Source organism: Streptomyces sp. NPDC058375 (assembly GCF_042723425.1).
GTDB classification, from domain to species: Bacteria; Actinomycetota; Actinomycetes; order Streptomycetales; family Streptomycetaceae; genus Streptomyces; species Streptomyces durocortorensis.
This window is the reverse complement of sequence record NZ_JBHXJG010000037.1, coordinates 1-22,200: the sequence shown is the minus strand read 5'-3', so window position 1 is coordinate 22,200 and position 22,200 is coordinate 1. Positions and strand designations below refer to the sequence as shown.

General features: G+C 71.4%; 24 protein-coding genes and 3 tRNA genes. 7 read left to right on the top strand and 20 right to left on the bottom strand.

The genetic code is table 11. The features are described from left to right. Nucleotides 1-108: 108 nt before the first annotated feature. The 5 genes from ACFWM7_RS09340 to ACFWM7_RS09320 form a co-directional block, all read right to left on the bottom strand. Entirely contained in the window at nt 109-537 is a 429-nt protein-coding gene (locus ACFWM7_RS09340; RefSeq protein WP_383257103.1) for a MaoC family dehydratase, read from the bottom strand. Next, nucleotides 537-989 (bottom strand): MaoC family dehydratase N-terminal domain-containing protein, encoded by a 453-nt coding sequence (locus tag ACFWM7_RS09335; RefSeq protein ID WP_383257100.1) that lies wholly within the window; start codon nt 987-989, stop codon nt 537-539. The genes ACFWM7_RS09340 and ACFWM7_RS09335 overlap by 1 nt, the downstream gene beginning before the upstream one ends. Nucleotides 990-1,126: 137 nt before the next feature. Beyond that, the gene (rpmG, locus tag ACFWM7_RS09330; RefSeq protein ID WP_003956487.1) at nt 1,127-1,291 is read right to left on the bottom strand and encodes a 50S ribosomal protein L33; all 165 of its coding nucleotides are present in this window, start codon (nt 1,289-1,291) and stop codon (nt 1,127-1,129) included. A gap of 88 nt (nt 1,292-1,379) precedes the next feature. Then, nucleotides 1,380-1,452: transfer RNA gene (locus ACFWM7_RS09325), tRNA-Met, on the bottom strand. Nucleotides 1,453-1,497: 45 nt separating this feature from the next. Beyond that, nucleotides 1,498-1,570: transfer RNA gene (locus ACFWM7_RS09320), tRNA-Thr, on the bottom strand. Between the two features lie 255 nt (nt 1,571-1,825). On the opposite strand from ACFWM7_RS09320, the gene ACFWM7_RS09315 reads away from it, so the two are divergent. Together ACFWM7_RS09315 and ACFWM7_RS09310 are read left to right on the top strand one after the other, a co-directional pair. Beyond that, nucleotides 1,826-3,121 (top strand): amidohydrolase family protein, encoded by a 1,296-nt coding sequence (locus tag ACFWM7_RS09315; protein WP_383257097.1) that lies wholly within the window; start codon nt 1,826-1,828, stop codon nt 3,119-3,121. A 34-nt stretch (nt 3,122-3,155) separates the two neighbouring features. Next, on the top strand, nt 3,156-3,812 hold the full coding sequence (locus ACFWM7_RS09310) for an SDR family oxidoreductase (protein WP_383257094.1): 657 nt from the start codon (nt 3,156-3,158) through the stop codon (nt 3,810-3,812). A 93-nt stretch (nt 3,813-3,905) separates the two neighbouring features. Here the strand turns inward: ACFWM7_RS09310 and ACFWM7_RS09305 are convergent. After that, nucleotides 3,906-3,987: transfer RNA gene (locus ACFWM7_RS09305), tRNA-Tyr, on the bottom strand. 166 nt (nt 3,988-4,153) lie between these two features. Here ACFWM7_RS09305 and ACFWM7_RS09300 point away from each other — a divergent pair. From ACFWM7_RS09300 to ACFWM7_RS09290, 3 genes are all read left to right on the top strand, one after another. Then, nucleotides 4,154-4,642 carry a YajQ family cyclic di-GMP-binding protein gene (locus tag ACFWM7_RS09300; protein WP_010056669.1) on the top strand — a complete coding sequence of 163 codons (489 nt, stop codon included), beginning with the start codon at nt 4,154-4,156 and terminating at the stop codon, nt 4,640-4,642. 187 nt (nt 4,643-4,829) lie between these two features. Beyond that, entirely contained in the window at nt 4,830-5,339 is a 510-nt protein-coding gene (locus ACFWM7_RS09295; protein ID WP_383257089.1) for a methylated-DNA--[protein]-cysteine S-methyltransferase, read from the top strand. Between the two features lie 108 nt (nt 5,340-5,447). Further along, nucleotides 5,448-6,107 carry an alpha-ketoglutarate-dependent dioxygenase AlkB family protein gene (locus tag ACFWM7_RS09290; RefSeq protein WP_383257087.1) on the top strand — a complete coding sequence of 220 codons (660 nt, stop codon included), beginning with the start codon at nt 5,448-5,450 and terminating at the stop codon, nt 6,105-6,107. A 31-nt stretch (nt 6,108-6,138) separates the two neighbouring features. On the opposite strand, the gene ACFWM7_RS09285 is transcribed toward ACFWM7_RS09290, so the two are convergent. The 14 genes from ACFWM7_RS09285 to ACFWM7_RS09220 all read right to left on the bottom strand — a co-directional run bounded on the left by ACFWM7_RS09285 (nt 6,139) and on the right by ACFWM7_RS09220 (nt 19,141). Then, on the bottom strand, nt 6,139-6,411 hold the full coding sequence (locus ACFWM7_RS09285; RefSeq protein ID WP_030798917.1) for a GlsB/YeaQ/YmgE family stress response membrane protein: 273 nt from the start codon (nt 6,409-6,411) through the stop codon (nt 6,139-6,141). Between the two features lie 110 nt (nt 6,412-6,521). Beyond that, nucleotides 6,522-6,914 (bottom strand): YccF domain-containing protein, encoded by a 393-nt coding sequence (locus tag ACFWM7_RS09280; protein ID WP_383257084.1) that lies wholly within the window; start codon nt 6,912-6,914, stop codon nt 6,522-6,524. Further along, nucleotides 6,911-7,774: a zinc metalloprotease HtpX gene (htpX, locus tag ACFWM7_RS09275; protein ID WP_383257080.1), complete on the bottom strand. Its 864-nt coding sequence runs from the start codon at nt 7,772-7,774 to the stop codon at nt 6,911-6,913. The genes ACFWM7_RS09280 and htpX overlap by 4 nt, the downstream gene beginning before the upstream one ends. A 235-nt stretch (nt 7,775-8,009) precedes the next feature. Then, complete coding sequence (gene mscL / locus ACFWM7_RS09270; protein ID WP_383257078.1) at nt 8,010-8,468, bottom strand: large conductance mechanosensitive channel protein MscL; 459 nt, start codon at nt 8,466-8,468, stop codon at nt 8,010-8,012. Nucleotides 8,469-8,584: 116 nt separating this feature from the next. Then, nucleotides 8,585-10,216, bottom strand: a complete 1,632-nt coding sequence (locus tag ACFWM7_RS09265; protein WP_383257075.1) for an NADH-quinone oxidoreductase subunit N — start codon at nt 10,214-10,216, stop codon at nt 8,585-8,587. Then, nucleotides 10,213-11,877 carry an NADH-quinone oxidoreductase subunit M gene (locus ACFWM7_RS09260; RefSeq protein WP_383257074.1) on the bottom strand — a complete coding sequence of 555 codons (1,665 nt, stop codon included), beginning with the start codon at nt 11,875-11,877 and terminating at the stop codon, nt 10,213-10,215. Before ACFWM7_RS09260 ends, ACFWM7_RS09265 begins: the two co-directional genes overlap by 4 nt. Next, a complete protein-coding gene (locus ACFWM7_RS09255) occupies nt 11,874-13,874 on the bottom strand; it encodes an NADH-quinone oxidoreductase subunit L (RefSeq protein WP_383257072.1) in 2,001 nt (666 codons plus the stop codon). The genes ACFWM7_RS09260 and ACFWM7_RS09255 overlap by 4 nt, the downstream gene beginning before the upstream one ends. Beyond that, the gene (gene nuoK / locus ACFWM7_RS09250) at nt 13,871-14,308 is read right to left on the bottom strand and encodes an NADH-quinone oxidoreductase subunit NuoK (RefSeq protein WP_383257070.1); all 438 of its coding nucleotides are present in this window, start codon (nt 14,306-14,308) and stop codon (nt 13,871-13,873) included. The genes ACFWM7_RS09255 and nuoK overlap by 4 nt, the downstream gene beginning before the upstream one ends. Then, the gene (locus tag ACFWM7_RS09245; protein WP_383257067.1) at nt 14,308-14,958 is read right to left on the bottom strand and encodes an NADH-quinone oxidoreductase subunit J; all 651 of its coding nucleotides are present in this window, start codon (nt 14,956-14,958) and stop codon (nt 14,308-14,310) included. Before ACFWM7_RS09245 ends, nuoK begins: the two co-directional genes overlap by 1 nt. Continuing rightward, entirely contained in the window at nt 14,958-15,557 is a 600-nt protein-coding gene (locus ACFWM7_RS09240) for a NuoI/complex I 23 kDa subunit family protein (protein WP_383257064.1), read from the bottom strand. The genes ACFWM7_RS09245 and ACFWM7_RS09240 overlap by 1 nt, the downstream gene beginning before the upstream one ends. After that, complete coding sequence (locus tag ACFWM7_RS09235; RefSeq protein WP_383257060.1) at nt 15,557-16,525, bottom strand: NADH-quinone oxidoreductase subunit H; 969 nt, start codon at nt 16,523-16,525, stop codon at nt 15,557-15,559. The genes ACFWM7_RS09240 and ACFWM7_RS09235 overlap by 1 nt, the downstream gene beginning before the upstream one ends. Next, entirely contained in the window at nt 16,522-18,042 is a 1,521-nt protein-coding gene (locus ACFWM7_RS09230) for an NADH-quinone oxidoreductase subunit C (RefSeq protein ID WP_383257057.1), read from the bottom strand. The genes ACFWM7_RS09235 and ACFWM7_RS09230 overlap by 4 nt, the downstream gene beginning before the upstream one ends. Further along, nucleotides 18,039-18,725, bottom strand: a complete 687-nt coding sequence (locus ACFWM7_RS09225) for an NADH-quinone oxidoreductase subunit B (RefSeq protein WP_383257054.1) — start codon at nt 18,723-18,725, stop codon at nt 18,039-18,041. Before ACFWM7_RS09225 ends, ACFWM7_RS09230 begins: the two co-directional genes overlap by 4 nt. Further along, nucleotides 18,716-19,141, bottom strand: a complete 426-nt coding sequence (locus tag ACFWM7_RS09220) for an NADH-quinone oxidoreductase subunit A (RefSeq protein WP_383257129.1) — start codon at nt 19,139-19,141, stop codon at nt 18,716-18,718. Before ACFWM7_RS09220 ends, ACFWM7_RS09225 begins: the two co-directional genes overlap by 10 nt. A gap of 257 nt (nt 19,142-19,398) precedes the next feature. On the opposite strand from ACFWM7_RS09220, the gene ACFWM7_RS09215 reads away from it, so the two are divergent. Both ACFWM7_RS09215 and ACFWM7_RS09210 read left to right on the top strand, forming a co-directional pair. Then, nucleotides 19,399-20,592: a sensor histidine kinase gene (locus ACFWM7_RS09215; RefSeq protein ID WP_383257051.1), complete on the top strand. Its 1,194-nt coding sequence runs from the start codon at nt 19,399-19,401 to the stop codon at nt 20,590-20,592. Nucleotides 20,593-20,789: 197 nt separating this feature from the next. Next, the gene (locus tag ACFWM7_RS09210) at nt 20,790-22,151 is read left to right on the top strand and encodes a sensor histidine kinase (protein WP_383257048.1); all 1,362 of its coding nucleotides are present in this window, start codon (nt 20,790-20,792) and stop codon (nt 22,149-22,151) included. Nucleotides 22,152-22,200 lie beyond the last annotated feature (49 nt).

Below are 22,200 nucleotides of genomic sequence, written 5' to 3'. Positions count from 1 at the left end.
CCAACGGGGCAAGGGCCCGGGGCGCACGAACGACAAGTGAGGGACGCCCCTCCGCGGACGGGCGTCCCTCATGTGTGTTCGTTACGTGCGTTCGTCCGCCGGCACGTCTCAGGCGAGCCGGACCACGGCGCGGGACATCCCCAGCACCTTCTTGCCGTCGCACAGGGCGACCAGATCCACCCGGACCAGGTTGTCGTCGAGCTTCGCCGCGACCTTGCCGCTGACCTCGATCAGCGCGCCCTTGTCGTCGTTGGGCACGACGACCGGCTTCGTGAACCGCACCCCGTAGTCGACGACCGCTCCCGGGTCGCCGGCCCAGTCGGTGACCACCCGGATCGCCTCGGCCATCGTGAACATGCCGTGCGCGATCACGTCCGGCAGCCCGACCTCGCGCGCGAACTTCTCGTTCCAGTGGATCGGGTTGAAGTCTCCCGAGGCGCCCGCGTACTGCACGAGCGTGGCCCGCGTCACCGGGAACGACTGCGCCGGCAGCTCCGTACCGACCTCGACCGACCCGTAAGAGACCTTCGCCGTCATCACGCCTCCTCGGCAGCGCGCGCCACCAGCTTCGTGAGTGCCGTGACCACCAGCTCACCGGCCTCGTCGTGCACATCCCCGCGAATGTCGATGACGTCGTTGCCCGCCAAGGACTTGATGCTCTCGATCGCCGAGGTGACCGTCAGCCGGTCCCCCGCCCGCACCGGACGCACGTAGGAGAACTTCTGGTCCCCGTGGACCACCCGGCTGTAGTCCAGGCCCAACTGCGGGTCCTGCACCACCTCTCCGGCGGCCCGGTAGGTGATCGAGAAGACGAACGTGGGCGGCGCGATCACATCGGCGTGACCGAGCGCACGGGCGGCCTCCACGTCGACGTACGCCGGGTGGGTGTCGCCCACCGCCTCGGCGAACTCGCGGATCTTCTCCCGGCCGACCTCGTACGCCGGAGTGGGCGGATAGGTCCGCCCCACGAAGGACTGGTCGAGCGCCATGAGCTCGCTACCTCCTGAGAAACCTGGTGAAAGACGAATAGGGGCACTCCCCGCGCGGGGAACGACCCCGTACAACGAACCCCGTACAACGACACGAGGCCGCCCCCAGAGGGGACGGCCTCGTGTACGAGCCTGATTCAGCGCGTTTCGCGGTGCGCGGTGTGCGAGTTGCAGCGCGGGCAGTGCTTCTTCATCTCAAGACGGTCCGGGTTGTTACGCCGGTTCTTCTTGGTGATGTAGTTCCGCTCCTTGCACTCCACGCAGGCCAGCGTGATCTTCGGGCGGACGTCGGTGGCAGCCACGTGAGTGCTCCTTGGACGGACGATGGACGGATGAACGCATAAAAGGGTAGCCGATCGAAGGACCGACCCAGCAATCGGCTACCGTTAGTAGCGGTGACCGGACTTGAACCGGTGACACAGCGATTATGAGCCGCTTGCTCTACCGACTGAGCTACACCGCTTTGATGATGAGTCCCCCCGCCGAAGCGGGGTTTCCCGATCACCAGAGCCCCAATGCGGAATCGAACCGCAGACCTTCTCCTTACCATGGAGACGCTCTACCGACTGAGCTATTGGGGCGAGCGATGAAGACATTACACGGTCCCGGGCCGGTTGCCCAAATCCGTTTGTGCCGCCCCCTCCGGCCCTCCGTCCGGGGTCGCCCACACCCCCTGATCAGGCCTTGATCCAGGTCACGTGCGACTGCGGACCGGGCCGGTCCGGCCGCCGCGGCGGGCGCACCGGTACGACTATTCCGCTCCTCCCGGAAGCCGCCCCCGCACGCCCCTAGGGTGTGGTCACTCCGTGTGATCTTGCACCCCTCCCAGGAGCGCGATGCCTGACAGCCAGCCACGGCGGCCCGACGACAACGCGCCCGACAGCGCCGACGCAGCCACCACCGCCGACACCCCCGCCCTCGTCCTCGGCGGCGCCCGCCTCGCCGACGGCCGGGCCGTCGACGTACGCCTGAGCGGCGGCCGGATCGAGGCCGTCGGCACCGCGGGCAGCCTCACCGCCCGCGGCCCCCGCATCGACCTCCGCGGCTATCTGCTGCTCCCCGCCCCGGCCGAACCCCACGCCCACAGCGACACCGCCCTCACCGCGGACAGCGTGGGCCCCGACAGCCCCGGCCCCGCCTCCCACCGCACCGAGGACATCCAGCGCCGCGCCACCGAGGCCGCCCTGCACCAACTCGGCCACGGCGCCACCGCCCTGCGCACCCACGTACGCGTCGGCGACGTCCAGGGGCTCGCCCCGCTCGAAGCCGTCCTGCAGACCCGGCGCGCCCTGCGCGGCCTCGCCGACGTGCTGCCCGTCGCGGTCCCCCGGCTCCTCACCGGCATCGCCGGAGCGGACAGCCTCGCAATGCTCAGGGACGCGGTGAAGATGGGCGCGGCCGTCGTCGGCGGCTGCCCCGACCTCGACCCCGACCCCACGGGCTACACCGAAGCCGTCCTGGAGATCGCCGCCGAGCACGGCTGCCCCGTGGACCTGCACACCGACGCCGAGGACCCCGCCCGGCTGGCCCGGCTCGCCGCGATGGCCGCGGGCCTGCGCCCGGGTGTCACCCTCGGCCCCTGCGCCGGACTGGCCCATCTGCCCCTGGACGTCGCGGCCCGCGCCGCCGACGGGCTCGCCGCCGCCGGGATCACCGTGGTCTGCCTGCCCCAGGGCGGCTGCGCCGGCGCGGAACGCCGTACGACCGCCCCCGTACGCCTGCTGCGCTCCGCCGGCGTGCGCGTCACGGCGGGCAGCGGCGCGCTGCGGGACACGGCCAATCCGGTCGGCCGCGGCGATCCACTCGAAGCCGCCTACCTCCTCGCCTCGCAGGCGGGGCTGCGCGCCGAGCAGGCGTACGCCCTGGTCTCCACGGCCGCGCGCGCGACGCTCGGCCTTCCCGATGTGCGGGTCGAGGCGGGCTTCCCCGCCGAACTCCTAGCCGTACGCGGCGAACGGCTCTCCGCGGCGCTCTCCCTCGCCTACAGCCGCATCGTCATCCACGGCGGCCGGATCGTCGCCCGTACCAGCGCCGTACGCGAATACTGCGACTCCGACGCCGACGCCGTCACGGGCCTCGGCGGACTCCCGCGCCAGGGGCGGCCCGACTCCGGCGCCGGGCCGAGGAACTGAGCGCGACCCCGTCCCCGGGCGTACGGTCGGGGGTATGCGTATTGTCATCGCAGGTGGACACGGACAGATCGCACTGCGGCTGGGGCGGCTGCTCGCCGCACGCGGGGATGAAGCCGTAGGGATCATCCGCAACCCCCAACAGAGTCAGGACCTGACCGACGCCGGCGCCCAACCCGCCGTGCTGGACCTCGAATCGGCCACCGTGGAGCAGACCGCACAGGTGCTCCGCGGCGCGGACGCGGCCGTCTTCGCGGCGGGCGCCGGGCCGAACAGCGGCACCGCCCGCAAGGACACCGTCGACCGCGACGCGGCCGTGCTGTTCGCCGACGCGGCCGAGGCGGCGGGCGTGCGCCGCTACGTCGTCGTCTCCTCGATGGGCGCCGACCCCGGCCACCCCGGCGACGAGGTCTTCGACGTGTATCTGCGGGCCAAGGGCGCCGCCGACGCCGACGTACGCTCCCGCACCGCGCTGGACTGGACGATCCTGCGCCCCGGCATGCTGACCAACGACGCGGGCACCGGCCAGGTCCTCCTGGCCGCCTCGACGGGCCGTGGCCCGATCCCCCGCGACGACGTGGCGGCCACGCTGCTGGAGCTGCTGGACACCCCGGCGACGGCGGGCCTCACCCTGGAGGCGATCTCCGGGAACGTGCCGGTGACGGTGGCCGTGAAGGACGTCGCGGGCAACTGAGGCGTCGCGGGCGGCCGGACCGGTCGCCCGCGACGGGCTCCCGACAACGAGGAAGCCCCCGACCGGAAGAACCGGTCGGGGGCTTCGTTCGCGTGGCGGCGCCAGGGTTCGAACCTGGGTAGGCTGAGCCGGCAGATTTACAGTCTGCTCCCTTTGGCCACTCGGGCACACCGCCTCGAACGACGCATTGGATCTCGTGGTGAGCTCCTTGGCGACGACGTAAACAATACCCGATGGCCAGGGGTGCTCCGCCACCTCTTTGATCAGCAGCCGGAGGGTGCGGCGGTGGCTAGGCTTTGGCCTGTATCCCTACGCACATTCGACGCAAGGAGCCACACGTCATGGCCGACTCCAGTTTCGACATCGTCTCGAAGGTCGAGCGGCAGGAGGTCGACAACGCCCTCAACCAGGCCGCCAAGGAGATCTCCCAGCGTTACGACTTCAAGGGCACGGGCGCCTCGATCTCGTGGTCGGGCGAGAAGATCCTGATGGAGGCGAACGGCGAGGAGCGCGTCAAGGCCATCCTCGACATCTTCCAGTCCAAGCTGATCAAGCGCGGCATCTCGCTGAAGTCGCTGGACGCCGGTGAGCCGCAGCTCTCCGGCAAGGAGTACAAGATCTTCGCCACGATCGAGGAAGGCATCTCCCAGGAGAACGCCAAGAAGGTGGCGAAGACGATCCGCGACGAGGGCCCGAAGGGCGTCAAGGCGCAGGTCCAGGGCGACGAGCTGCGCGTCAGCTCGAAGAGCCGGGACGACCTCCAGGCCGTTCAGGCGCTGCTGAAGGGCAAGGACTTCGAGTTCGCGATCCAGTTCGTGAACTACCGGTAGTCACGGCAGTCGACTGCCGTACACCACGGGGGCACACCGCCGGGGCCGACCTCGACGGCGTGCCTCTCCGTGTTTCCGGCTCGTGCGGGGCATGCGGAGCGGCGCGGGATGCGATGTCCGAATACCGCCGGTGACGGTGGGGCGGACGGGCGCAGACTGGCCGTACGGACCGGGGAAGTGAGAAGGCATGACGACGACGGTGTACGCGCGGGCGGAGAGCCCGCTGGGCGAGTTGCTGCTGGTCGGCGAGGCGGCGGTGGACGGCACCGGTGGTGTCCGGCTGCGTTCGTTGTCCGTGCCCGGGCAGAAGGGCGGCGCGGTCGTCCAGGACGGCTGGTGGCACGCCCCCGAGGCGTTCGCGGACATCGCCCGGCAGTTGCAGGCGTACTTCGCGGGGCGCTCGAAGCGGTTCGACGTGCCACTCGCCGAGGGCGTGGGCACGGACTTCCAGCGGCGCGTCTGGGCGGTGCTGGAGTCGATCCCGTACGGGAGCACGGTGTCGTACGGAGAGGTCGCCGCACAGGTCGGCGCCTCGGGCGCGGGGGTGCGGGCGGTGGGCACGGCGATCGGACGCAACCCGCTGCTGGTCGTACGGCCGTGCCACCGGGTGATCGGTGCGGACGGGGCGCTGCGGGGGTACGCGGGCGGGCTGGAGCGCAAGAAGCTGCTGCTGGGGCTCGAAGGCGTGGCGGGCTGAGCCGTGGCGTCCGACGTCCCGCCTTCTTCGGACCTCCCGCCTTCTTCGGACCTTCCGCCCTCCTCGGGCTTTCCGCCTCCCTCGGACCTTGCGCCTTCCTCGGACGGCTTGTTCCGGCGTCCGAGGACGGTCGTCGCGCCGGGCGCCGTCCATGTGCCGGAGTGGCTGTCGGTGGAGCAGCGGGCGGAGTTGGTGGCGGCGTGCCGTCAGTGGGCGCGCGGGCCGGTCCCGTTGCGGCACACGGTGTTGCCGGGCGGCGGGGTGATGTCGGTGCGGACGGTGTGCCTGGGGTGGCACTGGCAGCCGTACCGGTATGCCCGTACGGCCGACGATGTGAATGGCGCCCGGGTGGCCGCGTTCCCGGACTGGCTGGGCGATCTGGGGCGGGCGGCGGTGGCCGAGGCGTACGGGGACGAGGAGGCGGCACGGGCGTTCGCGCCGGACACCGCGCTGATCAACTTCTATGACGACGCCGCGCGGATGGGGATGCACCAGGACAAGGAGGAGCGGTCGGGCGCTCCTGTGGTGTCGTTGAGCATCGGGGCGAGGTGTGTGTTCCGTTTCGGGAACGCGGAGGGACGCGGGCAGCCGTACACGGATGTGGAGTTGGCGTCCGGGGATCTGTTCGTCTTCGGCGGGCCGTCGCGTTTCGCGTTCCACGGGGTGCCGAAGGTGTACGCGGGAACGGCCGACCCGGCAGCGGGGCTGCGGGCCGGTCGATTGAATCTGACGCTGCGGGAGACCGGGATGGCGTCGGGGGACGCGTAGGAGCGCGGGGCTCGCCCCGGTAGGCCGGCGGTCAGCGGCGGTCGCGGGAGTGGCCGAACAGCAGACGGTAGGCGATCAGCAGGACCAGGGAGCCGGCGATGGCGGCGATCCAGGTCGCGGTGTCGTAGAAGTCGTTGCTGATGGGGCGGTCGAGGACCTGGCTGGAGAGCCAGCCGCCGACGAAGGCCCCGGCGATGCCGATGAGGGTGGTGCCGATGATGCCGCCCGGGTCACGTCCCGGGAGGAGGATCTTGGCTATGAGTCCGGCGAGCAGGCCGAGAATGATCCAACTGATGATGCCCATGTCGCTGCACCTACCCCTTGCTTGGTCGTGAAAGCCAAGACGCGGCGGGCAGGTGTTCGGTTGCTCGGGCGGTCGCCGGATTCGGCGGGTCGGGCAGGTCCGAGGGGCGTCTAGCGGGTGGCGAAGGGCTGGTCCGTGGGGGCGATCTCCTTGCCGAAGGGCATGAGGGAGACGGGGATCAGCTTGAAGTTGGCGATGCCCAGGGGGATCCCGATGATCGTGATGCACAGCGCGATGCCGGTGGTGATGTGGCCGAGGGCGAGCCACCAGCCGGCGAGGATCAGCCAGAGGACGTTGCCGACGCAGGAGGGCGATCCGGCGTCCCTGCGGTCGACGACGGTGTAGCCGAAGGGCCAGAGCGCGTACACGCCGATCCTGAAGGCGGCGAGGCCGAACGGGATGCCGATGATGGTGATGCAGAGCAGGACGCCGGCGAGGAGGTAGCCGAGGAACATCCAGAATCCGCAGAGGATCAGCCAGATGACGTTCAGGATGGTTTTCACGGGCGATGACCTGCCATCTGTTCTAGTCGGGCGATGCGCTCCGCCATGGGCGGGTGGGTGGAGAACATTTTCGCCATCCCCTGGCCCGGGCGGAAGGGATTGGCGATCATCATGTGGCTCGCGGTCTCGATCTTCGGCTCGGGCGGCAGCGGGAGCTGTTTCGTACCCGCGTCGAGCTTGCGCAGGGCACTGGCGAGAGCCAGCGGGTCGCCGGTGAGCTGGGCCCCGGAGGCGTCGGCCTCGTACTCACGGGAGCGGCTGACGGCGAGCTGGATGACGGAGGCGGCGAGCGGCCCCAGGATCATGATCAGGAGCATGCCGAGGAGGCCGGGCCCCTCGTCGTCGTTGGAGCGGCCCACCGGGATGAGCCAGGCGAAGTTGACCAGGAACATCACGACGGAGGCGAGGGCTCCGGCGACGGACGAGATGAGGATGTCCCGGTTGTAGACGTGGCTGAGCTCGTGGCCGAGGACGCCGCGCAGCTCGCGTTCGTCCAGGATCTGGAGGATGCCCTCGGTGCAGCAGACGGCGGCGTTGCGCGGATTGCGGCCGGTGGCGAAGGCGTTGGGCGCCTGCGTCGGGGAGATGTAGAGGCGCGGCATGGGCTGACGGGCGGCCGTGGAGAGCTCGCGGACGATGCGGTAGAGCTGCGGGGCCTCGAATTCGCTGACGGGACGGGCGCGCATGGCCCGCAGCGCGAGCTTGTCGCTGTTCCAGTAGGCGTACGCATTGGTGCCGACGGCTACCAGGAGCGCGACGACGAGGCCTGTACGTCCGAAGAAACTGCCGATGACGATGATGAGTGCGGACAGTCCCCCGAGGAGTACGGCGGTCTTGAGCCCGTTGTGCCGGCGGTGCACGGTACGCCCTCCAAGTGGTGCAGCAGGGGAACCCTTTGCATGGTGGTGCTCCACTCCCCAGTGGAGCCTCCCGTACTGGTCAACGCCAGGCGGGAGGACCTAGTTCCCTTGTGCGTGCGGCCGGAGGGCGGGGGGCGTGCCGCGTGTTCGCACCGGTCGGGCCCCCGGCCCCGTAGGGAGTGGCGCTGGGCCGTACGGGTGGCGGAGCGTCCGGTGGTGCGGGTGACCCGGTGGGTCAGTGCTGCTGTGCGGGGAGCTTGGCGAGGGAGAGGGCTTCGGAGTCGGGCTCGACCTCGCTGGTGCAGTGGCCGCAGCGGGAGGCGACGGCGGGAATCTCGCTGAAGCAGCGCGGGCAGTCGCGGAGGGCGGCCTTGATGTCGACGGCCTCCTCCTTGGCGAAGCGGTTCTGCACCTTGGCCATGGGGACCACGACGCAGAAGTACAGCACCCCGGCGGTGATCAGGAAGGCGATCGCGGCGCTGATGAAGAGGCCGTACGGGAACTCGACACCGTCGACCTTGTAGGAGGCCTTGCTGAAGTCTCCGGTGCCTCGCGTGGCGAGGCCGATCAGCGGGGTGATGAAGGCGTTGCTGAAGCCCGTGACGACGGCGGTGAAGGCTGCCCCGACGGCGAGGCCGATCGCCATCGAGATGACGTTCCCGCGCAGGATGAAGTCCTTGAACCCGTTCAGCACTGCTCTCTCTCCTCTTTGCTGCCGACACGTCCACGCCGGTTACGTGACGTATGAAGCCAAGACCATGCCCTGTGGCCGCAGCCGTGGGCAAACCGATCTTGCGGGGTCGGGAGAGCTCAGAAAAGGTTGACGGAGGCGAAGCGCAGGACGGCCTGCGGCACCCCGGAGAGCAGGATTCCGGCGGCGGCGGTGAGCACGATCGCCGTGGTGAGCGGGGCGGGGGCCCGGAATCGTCGCGGCGAAGTGGAGGCCGGGGCCGCGGTGTCCGCCTCGGCCGTTTCCGGGGCTCCGTCCGGTGCGCGGAAGAGGATCGCGGTCCACGGAAGGTAGTAGTAGAGAGCGATCACCACGTTGACGGCCATGACGACGGCGAGCCAGCCGAGGCCCGCGTCGACCGCCGCGGAGAAGACTGTGACCTTCGCGAAGAGCCCGATGATGCCGGGCGGCAGTCCGGCCAGGCAGAGCAGGAAGAACCCGAGGGCCAGGGCGGCCAGGGGGCGGGTGGCGTACAGGCCCCGGTAGTCGGAGAGCCGGTTGCCGGGGTGCGTACGGGCGACCAGGGCGGCGACCGCGAACGCGCCCAGGTTCACGACGGCGTACATGAGGGCGTACGCCACGGTGGAGCCGATCTGTTCGTCGCTGGAGTACGCGGCGGCGGCGATCGGGACCAGGAGGTAGCCGGCCTGGGCGACGGAGGACCAGGCGAGCAGGCGGACGGCGCTGCGGGCGCGGTCGGCCCTCTGGCGGACGGCCGCGACGTTGCCGACGGTCATGGTGAGCGCGGCGAGGACGGCGAGGGCGGGCCCCCAGACGTCGGCATAGGAGGGGAACGCGATGACGGTCACCAGAATGAGGCCCGAAAACCCGACGGCCTTGCCGACGACGGAGAGATACGCGGCGATCGGGAGGGGCGCACCGACATAGGTGTCGGGAACCCAGAAGTGGAAGGGCGCGGCGGCCGTCTTGAAGGCGAAGCCGACGAGGGTGAGGGCCACCCCGGTCTTGGCGAGGGTGTCGAGCACCGGGGGCACGTCGTCGAGACGGGCGGCGATCTCGGTGAGGTGCAGGGTGCCGGTCGACGCGTACACGAAGCTGACGCCGAGCAGCATCACGGCGGTGGCGACGACGGAGGAGAGGAAGAACTTCAACGCGGCCTCGGAGGAGCGCCGGTCGCCGCGTTTGATGCCGACGAGGGCGAACGCGGGCAGCGAGGCGACTTCGAGGGCGACGACGAGCGTGGCGAGGTCGCGGGAGGCGGGCAGCAGGGCGGCCCCGGCTGCCGAGGCCAGGAGCAGGAACCAGAACTCCCCCGCCGGCAGTTTCCGGGTGTCGTCGAGCGAGAGCAGGACGGTGAGAAACGCGCCGCCGAGGACGAGGGCCTGGATGACGACGGTGAAGTGGTCGGCGGTGTAGCTGCAGGCCTGGGCGCCGGTGGTGACGCAGAAGGTGGACCGGTCCCCGGCGCGCAGGGGGATCAGGAGCGCCAGGGCGGCGGCGAGGGCGGTGAGGGCCCCGTAACCGAGGAGCCGTTTGCGGTGCGCGGGCAGGAACAGGTCGGCGACGAGGACGACCAGGGCGGCCAGCGCGGTGAGGGTGGGGGGCGCGATGGCGAGCCAGTCGATGGACTGGACGAGACTGGGGGCGTCGGCCGCGGCGAGGTTTCCGGCGGCGTTGCCGGTGCCGGGGACCGCCAGGTCCGGGGCCTGCGCGACGAGGCTTCCGGCGGTGGTGCTGAGGTCCGCGGTCACGACTTGCCTCCTGCGAGGAGCTTCTGCACGGCCGGGTCGGTGAGGCCGAGGAGGACGGCGGGCCAGAGACCGGCGAGGACGGTGAGCGCGGCGAGCGGGGTCCAGGCCGCCGCTTCGTACGTCTGGATGTCGGCGAGCTGCGGGGTGGTGGCCGTTCGGGGGCCGGCGGCCGCGGATGCCTGGGGGTCGTCCGCTGCTCGCGGGGCCTGCTCGTCGGGCGACAGCCGGGAGTGGGGGGCGTGCTCGCCCATGCAGACGCGGCGGACGACGATGAGCATGTACGCGGCGGTGAGCAGGGTGCCGAACGCCCCGATGGCCATGAAGGTGCGGAACGCGGGGCGGCTGAGGCCTTCGGCGGGGCTGTACGCGCCGAACAGGGTGAGCATCTCGCCCCAGAATCCGGCGAGTCCGGGCAGGCCGAGCGAGGCGACGGCGGCGAAGGCGAGCAGCGCGCCGAGGCGGGGGGCCCGGCCGTAGAGGGCGGCTCCGGTCGCTCCGGCGAGGGTGTCGAGGTCGGCGGTGCCGTAGCGGTCCTTGATGGCGCCGACCAGGAAGAACAGCAGGCCGGTGATGAGTCCGTGGGCGATGTTGGCGAAGAGCGCGCCGTTGACTCCGGTGGGGGTCATGGTGGCGATGCCGAGCAGGACGAAGCCCATGTGGCCGACGGACGAGTAGGCGATGAGCCGCTTGAGGTCGCCCTTGGCTCCGGTACGGGCCAGGGCCAGGCAGGCGAGGGATCCGTAGACGATGCCGACGACGGCGAAGGCGGCGAGGTAGGGCGCGAAGGTCCGCATCCCGTCCGGGGCGACGGGGAGGAGGATCCGGACGAATCCGTACGTTCCCATCTTCAGCAGGACGCCCGCGAGGAGGACCGAACCGACCGTGGGGGCGGAGGTGTGGGCGTCGGGGAGCCAGCTGTGCAGGGGCCACATCGGGGTCTTCACGGCGAGGCCGAGACCGATCGCGAGGACGGCGATGACCTGCACGGATGTGGTCAGGCCACGGCCGTTGTCAGTGGCGAGTGCCACCATGTCGAAGGTGCCGCTCTTCAGCCCGATGAGAAGGAGGCCGAGCAGCATGACGACCGATCCGAGCAGCGTGTAGAGGATGAACTTCCAGGCGGCCGCCTGCCGTTGGTCGCCGCCCCAACGGGCGATGAGGAAGTACATCGGGATGAGGACCATCTCGAAGGCGAGGAAGAAGAGCAGCAGGTCGAGGACGGCGAAGGTGGCGAGGGTGCCGGACTCCAGGACGAGGACGAGGGCGACGAAGGCCTTCGGTGAGGGGCCCGCGGGCAGCTTGAAGTAGCTGTACAGCGCGCAGAGGAAGGTCAGGAGCGCGGTCAGGACCAGGAGGGGGAGCGAGATGCCGTCGATGCCGAGGTGGATGCGGACGTCGAGCGCCGGGATCCAGCTGATGTCGGTGGTCGCCTGCATCGTGGCGGGGTGGTCGTGGTCGAAGCCGATGGCCAGGACGATCGCGGCGACGAGGACGGCCCCGGTTACGGTCACGCCGTGGCGGAGCACGGCCTGGTCGGGGTTCTTCCCCTTGAGCCCGGGCGGGGCGGGGAGCAGGGCCGCGGCGGCGCCGAGGAGCGGGGCGACGACGATGAACGCCAGAAGGAACTGCATCACGGACGGGCTGATATCGATCACGGTCACGACCCCGCGTTGACGTTGGCGAAGACGACGGCGGCGATCGCCAGGGCGAGTGACCCGGCGAGCAGAGCGCTGACGTAGGTCTGCACGTTGCCGGTCTGGGCCCGGCGGACGGCGGTGCCGAGGAGGCGGGTGACGGCGCCCGTTCCGTTGACGTAGGTGTCGACGACCTCGCGGTCCAGGAAGCGAACGAGGCGGGCCGCTCCCTGGACGGGGCGGACGAACAGCACCGTGTACAGGGCGTCGAGGTGGAAGCCGGTGACCGCGTGGCGGTGCAGGGGCCCGAGGAGGAGTCTGCCGGGGTCGGCCGGGTCGGGGGCGTCCGCGATGGTGCCGTAGGCGGCGGTGTGGGACGTCATGGCCTCGGCTTCGACGAGCGCGGGTTCGGCGTCCGGGTGGGCGGCCACGGCCCCGACGGGGGTGCGGGCGGCGAGGGCGGTGGTGTGCCGCCACGCGCCGTAGGTGACGAGGCCGCCGACGAGCGTGACACCGGTGGAGAGGACGGCGGTGGTGAGGGACGGCGTGAGGCCGTGCCCGTCGAACCAGTCGCCGAGCATGCCGACGGTGAGGCCGAAGCCGATGGTGGGGACGGCCAGGATCCACAGGACGGAGGTCATGGCGGGGGGCTGCCTGCCGTGGTCGGGGACTTCGGCCCCGCGGCCGCGGAAGGCCAGGAGCCAGAGGCGTACGGCATAGGCGGCGGTCAGGACGGCGGCGAGGAGCCCGGCGATCAGGATCGTCCAGCCCGCTGCGGCCGGGGCGACGGTCCGGTCCCCCAGCGCGGTGTGCTCGGCGGCGACGAGGACGGCTTCCTTGGAGAAGAAGCCGGCGAACGGCGGGATGGCGGCCAGCGCGAGCAGGGCGACGGTCATCGTCCAGAAGGCGTCCGGGATGCGGCGGTCCAGGCCGCTCATCCGGGACATGGCGGCGAGCGAGTTGGTGCCCGCGGCGTGGATGACGACGCCCGCGGCGAGGAAGAGGACGGCTTTGAACGCACCGTGCGAGATCAGGTGGAAGACGGCCGCGCCCCGGTCCCCGACGGCGAGGGCGCCCGACATGTAGCCGAGCTGTCCGATCGTCGAGTAGGCGAGGACGCGTTTGATGTCGTCCTGGGCGAGGGCGGCGAGCCCGGACCCGATCATCGTGACGGCGGCCATCACGGCGAGGACGACGAGCGCCGCGCCGGAGGCGGCGAAGACGGGCAGCAGGCGGGCCACGAAGTAGATGCCGGCGGCGACCATCGTCGCGGCGTGGATGAGCGCGGAGACGGGGGTGGGACCGGCCATCGCGTCGGGCAGCCAGGTGTGCAGGGGGAACTGCGCCGACTTGCCCGCGACGCCCGCGAGGAGCAGCAGGGCGATGAGGGTGGGGTGGTCGAGGCCGCCGGTGGTGACGGCGGCCAGGATCTTGGTGATCCGGAAGCTGCCGGTGTCGGCGGCGAGCGCGAACAGACCGATCAGGAAGGGGACATCGCCGAGCTTGGTGACCAGGAAGGCCTTGAGGGAGGCGGCGCGGGCCTCGGGCGTCTCCCAGTAGTGGCCGACGAGGAAGTACGAGCAGATGCCCATGATCTCCCAGCCGACCAGGAGCACCATCAGGTCGCCGGAGTAGACGACCAGCAGCATCGCGGAGGTGAAGAGGGAGACCAGGGCCGCGTAGGAGGAATAGCGGGCGTCGTCGCGCAGGTAGGCCGTGGAGTAGAGCTGTACGCAGGTGGCGACGACGGTGACGAGGACGGCGACCAGCACGGCGAAGCCGTCGAGGTGCAGCGCCAGGTCGATCGGGACCGAGCCGGTGGGGGTGAGCTGGGTCGCGGCGTCGATGGCCCGGCCGCCGCCCTGGCGGACAGCGACGATCACCGCGAGTACGGCCGCGGTGAGGGTCGGGAGGATCGCCAGCGGGCGGACGAACTCGGGGGCGGTGCGGCCGACGGCGAGGCCGCCGAGGGCGCCGAGGAACGGGAGGAGGGGGACGAGGGCGGCGAGGGTCGTGGTGGTCACGTGGCGGCCTCTGCCTTCTTGGTCTTTCCTGTGTTCTCCGTCTTCCCTGTGTTCTCCGTCTTCCCTGTGTTCTCGTCCGCCCGGTCGGGGAGCGTCGCGGTGTCGTCCAGGAGCGTTTCCGCCGCGTCGGTCTCGGCGGTGTCGCGGAGCCGGTCGATGGCGGAGGTGCCCCGGTTGCGGTAGACGGCCAGGACGATCGCGAGGCCGATGCCGATCTCGGCGGCGGCGATGGCGATGGTGAAGAGCGTGAGGGCCTGGCCGGAGTGGAGGGTGTCGCGGAGCCAGACGTCGAAGGCGACGAGGTTGAGGTTGACGGCGTTGAGCATCAGCTCGACGGACATCAGGACCAGGATCGCGTTGCGGCGGGCGAGAACGCCGTAGAGACCGACGCAGAAGAGGAGGGCGGCGAGCACGGCGGGATAGGCGAGGTGCATCAGCTCTGCTCCTCCTTGCCGGACTTACCGGGGCGGGCCGTGGTGCCGGTGCCGGTGCCGGTGTGCGTGTCCGTGTCGCGTTTGCGGGACAGGACGATCGCGCCGACGAGGGCGGCGAGCAGCAGGACGGAGAGCGCCTCGAAGGGGAGGACCCAGTTCCGGAAGAGGAAGGCGCCGGTGACTTCGGTGGAGCCTTGGGCCGGCCCATCGAGGTCGATCCAGGTCGTGCGGAACGCGTCGACCACGACCCACACGAGGGCCGCCGCCGCGGTGGCGGCCACCCCGAGGGCGACCCACCGGTTGCCCGAATCGGCGTCCGGGGAGCGGCCGATCGGGGCCCGGGTGAGCATCAGGCCGAAGAGGAGGAGGACGACGATGGAACCGACGTAGATCAGCACCTGGACCCAGGCGATGAACTCCGCGGTGAGCAGGAGGTACTCCACGGCCAGTCCGCCGAGCGCCACGACGAGCCAGAGTGCGGCGTGCACCAGTTGCCTGGTGGTGACGGTGATGACGGCGGCGCCGAGGGTGGCGAGGCCGACGAGGAGGAACGCGATCTCGACGCCGGACGGGGAGAGGAAACCGGGGTGGTCGGCGGCTGCGGTGGTTGCGGCGGTGACGGTGGCGTCAGCCGTGGCGGTGAGGAGCATTACGAGGTTCCTCCCTTCTCGTCCGGTTGGTCCTGCTGTTCCCGCTGTGCCTGCTGTTGCTGCTGTTCCTGGGCGCGTTGGGCTGCCAGCTTGTCGGCGGCCTTGCGGGCGGCGGCGATCTCCTTCGGTTCCTCGGCTGCGGGGTCGAGGGCGGGCGGCTCCGGCACGGTCCACATCCACTCGCGGAGCTTGTCGCGCTCGTGGGTGAGTTCGTGGATGTCCGTCTCCGCGTACTCGAACTCGGGCGACCAGAACAGCGCGTCGAAGGGGCACACCTCGATGCAGATGCCGCAGTACATGCAGAGGGAGAAGTCGATGGCGAAGCGGTCGAGGACGTTCCGGCTGCGCTCACGGCCGCCGGGGGCGGCGGGCGGCGACGTCTCCTTGTGGGAGTCGATGTAGATGCACCAGTCGGGGCACTCACGGGCGCAGAGCATGCAGACCGTGCAGTTCTCCTCGAACAGCCCGATGACGCCGCGGGAGCGGGGCGGGAGTTCGGGCTGGGTGTCCGGGTACTGCGCGGTGACGGTCTTCTTCGTCATCGTGCGCAGGGTGACGGCGAGGCCTTTGGCGAGGCCCGAGCCGGGGATCGGGGGCATCAGTTGATCGCCACCTTCACGATGCCGGTGAGCGCGATCTGCGCCAAGGCGAGCGGGACGAGGGTGGTCCAGGCGAGCTTCTGCAACTGGTCCTCACGAAGGCGCGGGTAGCTGACGCGCAGCCAGATGACGACGAACGCGAGGAGGGCGGTCTTGAGGAGGGTCCAGAGCCAGCCGAGCCCGTCGGCGCCGAACGGGCCGTGCCAGCCGCCGAGGAACAGGACGGTGGTCAACGCGCAGAGGATGACGATGCCCGCGTACTCGGCGAGGAGGAACAGGGCGAAGCGCAGACCGGTGTACTCGGTGTACGCGCCGAAGATGATCTCGGAGTCGGCCACCGGCATGTCGAACGGCGGTCGCTGGAGTTCGGCGAGGCCGGCCACGAAGAAGACCAGGGCGCCGACGATCTGCCAGGGCAGCCACCACCAGGCGAAGGCGTCGAGGATGCCGGTGAGCGAGACCGTACCGGCCGCCATGGCGACGGAGGCGGCAGCCAGGAGCATCGGCAGCTCGTAGGAGAGGAGTTGCGCGGCGGTACGGAGGCCGCCGAGCAAGGAGAACTTGTTGGCGGAGGCCCAGCCGGCCATGAGCGAGCCGAGGACGCCGATGCCCATGACGGCGAGCACGAAGAAGATGCCCGCGTCGACGACCTGGCCGACCGCGCCGTCGCCTGGGCCGAGGGGGATGACGGCGAGGACGAGGAGGTACGGGAGGAGGGCGACGGCGGGGGCGAGCTGGAAGACGCGGCGGTCGGCGGCGGCCGGGACCACGTCCTCCTTCTGCGCGAACTTCACGCCGTCCGCGACGAGCTGGGCCCAGCCGTGGAAGCCGCCCGCGTACATGGGGCCGAGGCGGCCCTGCATGTGGGCCATCACCTTGTGTTCCGTCTGGCCCACGAGGAGGGGGGCGACCAGGAACACGACGAAGACGATGGCCAGGCGGAGGGCGACGTCGGACACGTCGTTCACTCGGGATCGCCTCCGGCGGGGTGGTCTGGGGTGGGGTCCGTGGGGTCGTCGGGGGTGGGGTCGGGCTTGTCGCTCGACTCCGAGGCGTCGCCGGGGGTGGGGTCGGGCTTGTCGCTGGGGGTGGGGTCGGACTTGTCGCTCGACTCCGAGGCGTCGCCGGGGGCGGGGTCGGACTTGTCGCTCGACTCCGAGGCGTCGCCGGGGGTGGGGTCGGACTTGTCGCTCGACTCCGAGGCGTCGCCGGGGGTGGGCTCGGGCTGGTCGCTGGGGGTGGGGCTGCTGTGCGGGGCTTCTCCCCTACCCGCCCCTTCCCGTACCGGGGGCTCCGCCCCCGTACCCCCGCTCCTCGAACGCCGGAGAGGCTGAGAAGGCGCATCCGGAGACTCGGCCTCCGGTTCGTCGAAGGCCGGTTGGGCGTCGTGCCAGGGGGCGTCCGTGCTGCGCACCCGGGGCGGAGCGGGTACGTCAGCGCCCGCGTCGGGCCCGGGGCGCTGACTGGCGGATCCCTCGGACACCGAGCGAGAGCGGCGGGCCGGACGAGCCGACGTGGGCCCCGGCTCCTCCGGTCCGGGGCGCTGACTGGCCGACCCCTCCGAGACCGACCGAGAACGACGGGGCGGGCCGGCCGGCGTGGGCCCCGGCTCCTCCGACCCCGGGCGCTGGCTCGCCGACCCCTCCGACACCGACCGAGAACGGCGCGGGCCCGTCGCCGGGAGTGCCTCTGAAGGTGTTGGCGTTGGCGTGGGCTGCTGCTCCGGGGGCGCGGGCTGCTCCTGCGGGGTCTCCGCGGAGGGTGTCGTGGGGCGTTGTGCGGCTGAGCCCTCGCCGGCGGTACGCGTGCGGCGGGACGGGCGGTCGGCTGCCGCGCGGGCGGCGCGGGCCGGGCGGGCGGCGGCCGGGGGGAGTTGGCCCTTCAGGGGGCCCCATTCGTTCGGGTCGGGGACGCCGGGCGGGAGCATCGCGCGACGCTTGGGGCCGGTGTGGCCCTCCGCCGGCTCCCCCGGTTCCTTCGCCCCGGGCCAGGCCTTGGCTACGCGTGCGGCCAGGACGAAGTCCTTGCGCAGCGGGTGGCCCTCGAAGCCGTCCGGCAGGAGCAGCGGTACGAGGTGGGGGTGGCCGTCGAACGCGACGCCGAACATCTCGTGCGTCTCGCGCTCGTGCCACGCCGCCCCGGCGTACACATCGATGGCGCTGGGCAGGACCGCCGCGTCGTGCGGCACGGTCGTCCGTACCAGCAGCCGCCGCACCGTACCCGTGCTCAGGGCCGCGACATGGGCGCAGACGCGGAAGCCGACGCCCGGTTCGTCCACGGCGCTGAGCCAGTCGAAGTAGGTGCATCCGAGGTCGTCACGGGCGGTCCGCAGCGCGGTGAGCCAGGTGGCGGCGGGGACGTCGACGGTCAGCAGGTCGTACGCCGACTCCGCCGTGGCCTCGTCGCCGAACAGGTCGGTGACGGCGTCCGGCAGCCGGTCGTAGGCTTCGGCCGCGGATTGCGCGGGCCGGTCGTGGCCGCTCATCGCCGCCCCTCCTCGTCCGGTTCCGGAGCCGCTGTCGGGGCCGCCGCCGGCGCGGCGACCAGGCCGCTGCGCAGGGCCTCGGTGGACGGGCCGCCGCCCGTCGCCCCGGTGGCGTACCGCTCGGCGAGCGACTCGCGTGCGATCTTCTCCTGGAGCTTGAGGATGCCCTGGAGCAGCGCCTCGGGCCGGGGCGGGCAGCCGGGTACGTACACGTCGACGGGGATGATCTGGTCGACGCCCTTGGTCACGGAGTACGAGTCCCAGTAGGGGCCGCCGCAGTTGGAGCAGGCGCCGAAGGAGATGACGTACTTCGGTTCGGGCATCTGCTCGTACAGCCGCTTCACGGCCGGGGCCATCTTGTCCGTCACCGTGCCGGACACGATCATGAGGTCGGCCTGACGGGGCCCGGGGGCGAACGGGATCACGCCGAGCCGGATGAAGTCGTGGCGCGCCATGGACGCGGCGATGAACTCGATGGCGCAGCAGGCGAGTCCGAAGTTGAAGACCCAGAGGCTGTAGCGGCGGCCCCAGTTGAGGACGACCTTCATCGGCTCCGGTGCCAGCCGGGAGAGCACGCCGAGGCGCTTGGGCTCGGGGAGGAGCACCGGCTCGGAGGGTGACGGGGACGGGGGCGCGGGCTGCTGCGACTCGGGGGCCGGGGTCGGCCGGCTCGTCAGGCCCATGCGAGGACGCCCTTCTTCCATGCGTAGAGCAGTCCCACGGCCAGGAAGCCGAGGAAGATGAACATTTCGACCAGGGTCGTCGCGCCGTATCCGGGCGCCGCGAACACCGTGGCCCACGGGAACAGGAAGATGGAGTCGACCGCGAAGATCACGTACAGGAACGCGTAGACGTAGTAGCGGACCTGGGTGTGCGCCCAGCCCTCGCCGACCGGGTCGACGCCGCATTCGTAGGTGAGGAGCTTCTCGGGGGTGGGGATGACGGGGCGCAACAGCCGCCCGGCTCCGAAGGCCACGGCGACGAACAGGACGCCGATCAGGGCGAGGAGGCCGATGACCGAGTAGCTCTGGAAGTACGCGGAGGCGAGTGCGGTGGGTCCGTCCACCGGAACGCCGGGGCCGCCGGACACGCCGGTCATGCCCGCCGCATCCACCACGCCGGTCACGTCCGTAACGTCGGCCACGTCCGCCCCTCGCTCCCTCTTCGTCAGCGTCTGTCCCACGTGCCTGTTCTGAACGCACGGGTTCTGAACGCACGGGTTCTGTACGCACGGGAGTCTAGGGCCTGCTAAACGGAGCGTAAGCAGCCGCGTCGGGCATCAGGTGGGGTTATCCCTACTTCACCCCACCCATGAGCCCCATGGTGCGCGGGGGTGCGGCCCGGCAGGCTGTGGGTATGACCATGAGCCCTTCCGTGCCGGACCCCGACCGGCCGCCGCCCGCCCGTTTCGCCCTCGACCGGTGGGCCTGGCGGGAGATCGCGTATCTGCTCGCCAATCTGCCGGTGGCCGTCGTCGGGTTCGTCTACACAGTTGTTGTGATCAGCGTGGGCGCCGGACTGTCCGTCACCGTGATCGGCCTGCCGCTGCTGGTCGGCGGGCTCCAGGGCGCTCGGCTGCTGGGCCGGCTGGAGCGGCGGCGGGCGCGGTGGATGCTCGGTGTACGGGTGGAGGAGCCGAGTCCGCTGGGGCGCGGCCACCAGGACCAGGGGTTCTTCGTCCGGCTGTGGGCGGGGTTGAAGGACCCGGTGGGCTGGCGGACGTTGTTGTACGGGTTCGTCCGACTGCCGTGGGGCGTGCTGACGTTCGCGGTGACGCTGGTGAGTCTGTTCGTCCTGTGGCCGGTGCTGCCGTTCATCGCGCGGGGGCTGACGGTGGTGGACCGGGCGATGGTGCGCGGGCTGCTGTCTCCGTCGGACGAGCTGGAGCGGCGCATCGCCGAGCTGGAGTCGGACCGGGGAGTGGTGGTGGACACCGCCGCCGCCGACCTGCGCCGCATCGAACGCGACCTCCACGACGGCGCCCAGGCCCGCCTGGTCGCCCTCGCCATGGGGCTCGGCCTGGCGAAGGAGAAGCTCACCGACGACCCCGAGGCCGCCGCCCGCATGGTCGACGAGGCCCACGGCGAGATCAAGGTGGCCCTTCAGGAGCTGCGCGACCTGGCCCGCGGCATCCACCCCGCCGTCCTCACCGACCGGGGCCTGGACGCCGCGCTCTCGGCGATCGCCTCCCGCTGCACGGTCCCGGTCAAGGTGTCGGTGGGGCTTCGGGGGCGTCCGGCCGAGGCGATCGAGGGGATCGCGTACTTCACCGTCTCGGAGCTCCTCCAGAACGTCAGCAAGCACAGCGGCGCGCAGTCGGTCTCCGTCGACGTGTGGCGTTCGGGCGACCGGCTGCTGCTCCAGGTCACGGACGACGGCGGGGGCGGGGCCCGGTTGGACGGCGGCTCGGGGCTGGCGGGGCTCGCCGAGCGGCTCGACGCGGTCGACGGGGTGTTCGTCGTGGACTCGCCGGCGGGCGGGCCGACGACCGTCACCGCCGAGCTGCCGTGGCGCGACCGACCCGCGCGACCCGACCGTCTGACCGCCTGACCGGCAGGGGGGTGGGGAAAACCCCCGGTCGGATACGGAGAGGGACCCCATGGTGCGGAAGGCCGCCGGCCAGCACCCTGGAGGGAGAACGGGGGAAGAACGGTCCGTGGTGACGGGCCGCCTCCGGCGCCGCCTCGGCGCACACCCCACGTACAGCCCACTGAGAGACTGAAACAGAGACGGAACGGACGGGACTCATGGCCACGGCATACGGACCGGACACGCGGGACCGGGAGCACGAGGGTTCCGCCCCCGGCTTCGGGGCGACGACGCCGGCGAAGCATTTCCTCCCCGCGCCGCTGCGTGCGCCGCTGCAGGCCCGTGCCTGGCGCGAGCTGCTCTACGCGCTGCTGAGCTTCCCGCTGGCCACGGCGATGTTCGTCTTCGCGGTCACCATGACGTCGCTGAGCGCGGGCCTGCTGGTCACCTTCATCGGGATACCGGTCCTCGCCGTCGGCCTCGCCGTGTGCCGGGGCTTCGGGGCGCTGGAGCGGCACCGGGCGCGGGCGCTGCTGCGGGTGGAGGTGGCGGATCCGGAGCGGGTGCGGGGGAAGACCGGCGGCCCGATGTCCTGGATGGGGGCGGTGCTCAAGAGCGGGGTGTCCTGGCGGCACCTGCTGTACACGCTGCTGCACTTCCCGTGGGCCGTATTCACGTTCGTCGTCGCGGTCTCGTTCTGGACATACGGCCTGGCGGCGCTGACGTATCCGCTGTGGTTCTGGCTCTTCCCGGTGTTCGGTGGGCAGGACGGCCTCCAGCTGTACGGGGACCGCACCCACCAGGAGTATCTGGACTCGCCCGCCGAGCTGGCGGCGACCGGGGCGGTGGGCCTGGTGCTGGTGATGGCGGCGCCGTGGATCGTGCGGGGGCTGCTGACGGTGGACCGGCTGATGGTCACCGGTCTGCTGGGGCCGTCCCGGCTGGCCACCCGGGTCTCCGAGCTGGAGTCGGACCGGGGCGTGGTGGTGGACACCGCCGCCGCCGACCTGCGCCGCATCGAACGCGACCTCCACGACGGCGCCCAGGCCCGCCTGGTCGCCCTCGCCATGGATCTGGGCCTGGCGAAGGAGAAGCTCACCGACGACCCCGAGGCCGCCGCCCGCATGGTCGACGAAGCGCACGGCGAGGTGAAGGTGGCCCTTCAGGAGCTGCGCGACCTGGCCCGTGGGATCCACCCGGCCGTCCTCACCGACCGGGGCCTGGACGCCGCGCTCTCGGCGATAGCCTCTCGCTGCACCGTGCCCGTCACCGTCGAGGTGGATCTGGACGCGCGGCCCGCGCAGGCCATCGAGGGGATCGCGTACTTCACCGTCTCGGAGCTGCTCCAGAACATCAGCAAGCACGCCCGTGCGACCCGGGCCACGGTCGATGTGTGGCGGGCGGCCGACCGGCTGATGCTCCAGGTCACGGACAACGGCCGGGGAGGGGCGTCGCCGGCCTCGGGCGGCGGCCTGGCCGGGTTGACGGAGCGGCTGGACGCGGTGGACGGGGTCCTGGTGGTCGACTCCCCGGCCGGCGGCCCGACGACGGTCACGGCCGAGCTGCCCTGGCGGGGCTGATCCCCGGGGCTCCGCCCGACCCGCCCCACCCGCGTACGTACGCCCCGTG

Excerpts from the sequence above, each read along its gene's own strand:
- ACFWM7_RS09340 (WP_383257103.1), bottom strand. The coding sequence starts at position 537 with ATGACGGCGAAGGTCTCTTACGGGTCGGTCGAGGTCGGTACGGAGCTG.
- ACFWM7_RS09210 (WP_383257048.1), top strand. The coding sequence starts at position 20,790 with ATGGCCACGGCATACGGACCGGACACGCGGGACCGGGAGCACGAGGGT.
- ACFWM7_RS09215 (WP_383257051.1), top strand. The coding sequence starts at position 19,399 with ATGACCATGAGCCCTTCCGTGCCGGACCCCGACCGGCCGCCGCCCGCC.
- ACFWM7_RS09300 (WP_010056669.1), top strand. The coding sequence starts at position 4,154 with ATGGCCGACTCCAGTTTCGACATCGTCTCGAAGGTCGAGCGGCAGGAG.
- ACFWM7_RS09220 (WP_383257129.1), bottom strand. The coding sequence starts at position 19,141 with ATGACCGGCGTGTCCGGCGGCCCCGGCGTTCCGGTGGACGGACCCACC.
- ACFWM7_RS09285 (WP_030798917.1), bottom strand. The coding sequence starts at position 6,411 with ATGGGCATCATCAGTTGGATCATTCTCGGCCTGCTCGCCGGACTCATA.
- ACFWM7_RS09240 (WP_383257064.1), bottom strand. The coding sequence starts at position 15,557 with ATGCCCCCGATCCCCGGCTCGGGCCTCGCCAAAGGCCTCGCCGTCACC.
- ACFWM7_RS09230 (WP_383257057.1), bottom strand. The coding sequence starts at position 18,042 with ATGAGCGGCCACGACCGGCCCGCGCAATCCGCGGCCGAAGCCTACGAC.
- ACFWM7_RS09335 (WP_383257100.1), bottom strand. The coding sequence starts at position 989 with ATGGCGCTCGACCAGTCCTTCGTGGGGCGGACCTATCCGCCCACTCCG.
- ACFWM7_RS09245 (WP_383257067.1), bottom strand. The coding sequence starts at position 14,958 with ATGCTCCTCACCGCCACGGCTGACGCCACCGTCACCGCCGCAACCACC.
- nuoK (WP_383257070.1), bottom strand. The coding sequence starts at position 14,308 with ATGCACCTCGCCTATCCCGCCGTGCTCGCCGCCCTCCTCTTCTGCGTC.
- ACFWM7_RS09295 (WP_383257089.1), top strand. The coding sequence starts at position 4,830 with ATGACGACGACGGTGTACGCGCGGGCGGAGAGCCCGCTGGGCGAGTTG.
- ACFWM7_RS09225 (WP_383257054.1), bottom strand. The coding sequence starts at position 18,725 with ATGGGCCTGACGAGCCGGCCGACCCCGGCCCCCGAGTCGCAGCAGCCC.
- ACFWM7_RS09315 (WP_383257097.1), top strand. The coding sequence starts at position 1,826 with ATGCCTGACAGCCAGCCACGGCGGCCCGACGACAACGCGCCCGACAGC.
- ACFWM7_RS09310 (WP_383257094.1), top strand. The coding sequence starts at position 3,156 with ATGCGTATTGTCATCGCAGGTGGACACGGACAGATCGCACTGCGGCTG.